Origin of the sequence: Gluconobacter thailandicus F149-1 = NBRC 100600, from assembly GCF_000964465.1 — a bacterium.
Taxonomy (GTDB): domain Bacteria; phylum Pseudomonadota; class Alphaproteobacteria; order Acetobacterales; family Acetobacteraceae; genus Gluconobacter; species Gluconobacter thailandicus.
On the sequence record NZ_BANH01000041.1, the window covers coordinates 1 to 3,993 of the forward strand.

2 protein-coding genes are annotated in these 3,993 nt (G+C 52.3%); both read left to right on the top strand.

All coding sequences use genetic code 11. From position 1 onward, the window contains the following. The first annotated feature begins 501 nt into the window (after positions 1-501). Positions 502-2,598, top strand: coding sequence for a DEAD/DEAH box helicase (locus B7444_RS11225; protein WP_007284593.1), 2,097 nt, complete (start codon positions 502-504; stop codon positions 2,596-2,598). Further along, entirely contained in the window at positions 2,595-3,329 is a 735-nt protein-coding gene (locus tag B7444_RS11230; protein WP_007284594.1) for a DUF2290 domain-containing protein, read from the top strand. Before B7444_RS11225 ends, B7444_RS11230 begins: the two co-directional genes overlap by 4 nt. Positions 3,330-3,993: the final 664 nt, after the last annotated feature.

A 3,993-nucleotide genomic window follows, 5' to 3' on the forward strand; every position in this document is an offset into this window, starting at 1 on the left:
TCGCCGCAACCGTCATCTTCTGGCTATGAGTCCTGAGCCTAGAATAATATCAAAATAACCCTATATCAATATTCTAATTACGATAAAGTAATGATACTATCAAGGTGGCTTTTAGGAGATCGTCCAAGTGTCCCCGTCGTTTGAGGTGAGGGCGATAGCGAACTGACCGCTTTCGCCCTCATTTTGGTCGTAAAGCGCATCAACTGGAATTCCCGAAACCGGGCGTTCACAGATAGTTTGGCTGACAGACATTGAGAGCCTGGGTGGCGATCTAACCAAACTCCGGATCGCTGTATTGCTACTCTCACGGGATGCGTGGTCTTGGCAATGCCATGACGTATCTGTCTCATAATGCTTCCATCCACTAACGTTAAAATATCACACCATCAAACCCCGGGACCAAACACCTAGATCGCCTCCGTCCCGCTCCTGCCGCTTGGGCTTGAAGGAAAAACGGCGCAGCCCTAGGTTTTAAGTCAGCTATCCCGTAGAAAGTGTCCTATGTCGATTTCATATATCCCCACCGTAAGCGGTGACCTCATTAATGCCGTAGCTGGCGAAATCATCCGCAAGATCCGCGGTGGGGATGTCTATGCCGCTAATGACGACATCGTAATCTATGCTGGATGGCCCAAAGTTAAAGATTACGATGGGCGGTCGCATAACGCTGATCTCACCATTCTTGGAAAGGGTCATGGCGTAAAGCTTTTGAAGATATCAGTCGCAGCTAATGCACGCGACTTACGTCGCGATGCGCAGGGCATCGCGCAAGTCGCCGCTTCCACCGAATCACTCATGAGCAAAAGTCTCGTCCTCAAGAAACGTCGGCAGCTGATCTTCGAAGTTGTCCCTATCCTTTACGCGCCCAATCTCGGCGAGCCTTACGACAACGAAGAAATCGAAATCGCAAAAACCGAGGCTGAACTTGTTCGCATTCTTCAGGAAAAAAGCGGCCCCCTTTCCGAAGCCCAGCAAAACGAAGTTCGCGCCATCATCGAAGGAGCTAAGGCGCTCGGCCAGCTATCCGAATCCGAAGCCGAGGACGATACACTTTCAGATGTTGCCCGCGCCTACCGGGAATTGGAAGCGGTCATCTACAACTTCGATACCGCCCAGCGCTCTGTCGCACTCACGTCCATTCGTGGTCCTCAGCGTATCCGCGGGCTGGCAGGCACCGGCAAGACAGTCATCCTTGCTATGAAGGCGGCCCTAGCACACATTGAGAATCCCAATGCCAAAATTCTCATTACGTATTATACGCGCAGCCTACGTGACGTCATGGAGCGGATGATTACACGCTTCCATCGCCACTTCGCAGAAGTCGATCCTAACTGGGACAATCTACACGTCCGCCATGGCTGGGGTCGCTCCAACCTTACCGGTGTCTATCGCGAGGCTTGTATCCGTGAAGGCCTCGCGCCGCGTTCGTTCAGCGACGTACGCAATACCGCCGATCCTTTCGGAACCGTTTGCCGCGAATTGGTCAAAGCTAAGGTGCTTTCGCCCTACTACGACATCATCCTCGTCGACGAAGGGCAGGACTTTCCCGACAGTTTCTATCAGATGTGCTTCTTTCTGGCCAAAGGAAATCGCGACCAGAAGCAGATCATCTGGGCCTATGACGAGCTACAGAACGTATTCGACGTCAATGTGCGCGAGCCCGAACAGCTCTTCGGGCAGGATCACGATGGTGAACCACGCATATCGCTTGCGCGCAGCCTACCAATCGGTACAGATACCAACGACTTCGTTCTGCAACGTGCCTATCGTAACCAGCGCGAAGTCTTAGTGCTAGCCCACTCGCTCGGTTTTGGCGTCTACGGTAAGACTGTGCAAATGCTCGAAAACGAGAAGCACTGGGAAGATGTCGGCTATGACGTGATCGCCGGGACCTTCACAGCGGGCAGTCAGTGCATTGTCGAGCGACCAATGGCCAACAGCCCGACCACGCTCGACAGCCCGCCGGATATGAATCTCGTTGAGATCATCGGGGCCGATAACCTCGGGGCGGAAGTCGAACTCGCTGTGACCGAAATCCGTAAGTTCGTGAACGATGGTCTTAAGGCCGACGAGATTCTCGTCGTTTGTCTCGATGATCGGGCCTCTAAATCCTACTTCTCCAAGCTATCAGACTTGCTGGCGCAGTCTGACATCGCTTGCAACAATATCTTAAACAATCCCTACAGCGAACCCGCCTTTCGCATCGATGGAAAGGTGACTCTCAGCACCGTTTACCGGGCCAAGGGTAACGAGGCCGCTGTCGTCATCGTGTTAGGCACCGATGCTGCCGTGCTCGAAACGCGGCTGGGCCGTAACAAGCTTTTCGTGGCTTTTACCCGTACCAAAGGCTGGTTGCGTATCTTCGGATGTAATACCAAAAATTTCGCGAGGCTGAGGAAGGAAGTCATGATGGCACTCAGCAAAAGTCCGCGCATCGAGTTCGTCATGCCCGACATGACCAACCTAAACACAATCCAGCGTGGCCTTGAAGAGAAGCATGCACGCCTCTTAGAAGCAAAACGCAGGGTCGATCGCATCAAAAGCGAGTTCAATCTCTCGCCAGATGACATGGCAAACCTATTCGAGGATGAGCGATGAATCTTGCCGATTTCAATGCGAGCATTCGGGCGGCGATTGAATTCTACACTACCCAAGAATTGTGGCAGTCGAGTGTCTATACATGCAGGCTGCCCCGCTCGGCGCCGTTCAATCAGCTTGCGCTGACAACGAAGGACTACGCACAGATCTACGAAAAAGGCCTTGCCCTTTCGCACTATAATTTCCTTTTAAATGATTTGTCCTTTTTCCAATTCTCGCACACAAGCGAAACCGAATACGCTCTTGCCTATTACCCGAATCCCCGCCTTAGCGGGTCCCCGGCTGCCCTCGATGAGTACCGCAGCTACGAAAGAGAGCGTGACGAGGGGCACTGGAGCGACGAAGAGTTTGCAGAACTAGCTTCGGCGATTCCGGTACGTACCTTCATTCCGCGAATCCGCTTCGAATATAGCGAAAAACAATACAAGAACGTACGCCATCCCGGCGCTCATTTTCACATCGGTATGTCAGGTGAAGACCGCTGGGCATCGGCTCGTAAACTCTCGCCTTTCACCTTTGCCTTGCTGATGGCTAAACATTATCACCCTGCAAGTTGGTGGGCCAAATCGCGTTTTTCGCACCCAGTCCAAGATCAGAATTTTCACCTCGAAACTTGCCTCGATCGCAAACTAATCGGGGCACTCCATGTCGACGGAGTTTCACAGTTCCTATCCGAAGACGAGCGGATGGGGTTTCATTTCGCCGCATTGCATGGCGCTATTACTACCTGACGTTAGTTCACACTACGGCGTGTTGTCAGTTAAGCAGAATGCCTACTGAGGCGAACTGAACGACTGGGAGGAAAGTGGATTTCAGTTTATCGCAGCGCATTGCAATACTGCGGAACTATTTGATATTGTTAATGGAACGTTCGACAAGATTTAGTTTCTTGTCAAGGGCGAAGTCTGTTTAGAGTTGCGTCGTTCGGCTGCTTTTGGGCGGGATACCCGAGGTAATTCCGCGCTTTGTTAGCTTGTCGATCAATTTGTCTGCGTCATACGCCCTGTCGGCTATGAAGGCATCCAGATCAATGTTTTCCACCATAGGTTCAGTCCGGTTGAATGACGCCTTTTGGAATTTCACCGCAAGGCGTTGGATGACTAAAATCGGCACGTAGCTGCCTGCTAGGAACGTCGACGACACGAATGGCCACTTTTCTAATATCCCTGCCTAATAGCTGACCGTTCGCTTTCCCCCCGGAGCTGACTTCACAAGACCACGGCCTTTCCGGCAACCGCTTCGCATCAGAGGCGTTAGACTGTCCCGAAACCGGTCATTTAAGGAATGCTGTCAATAACACTCCGAGAGAGACGATGAGTATTGTCTCTTAACTCCGGGTATCGGAACAGTGCAGGCCGCAGTGGACGGTCCGCCAGACTGTCGTACGGCTGACCC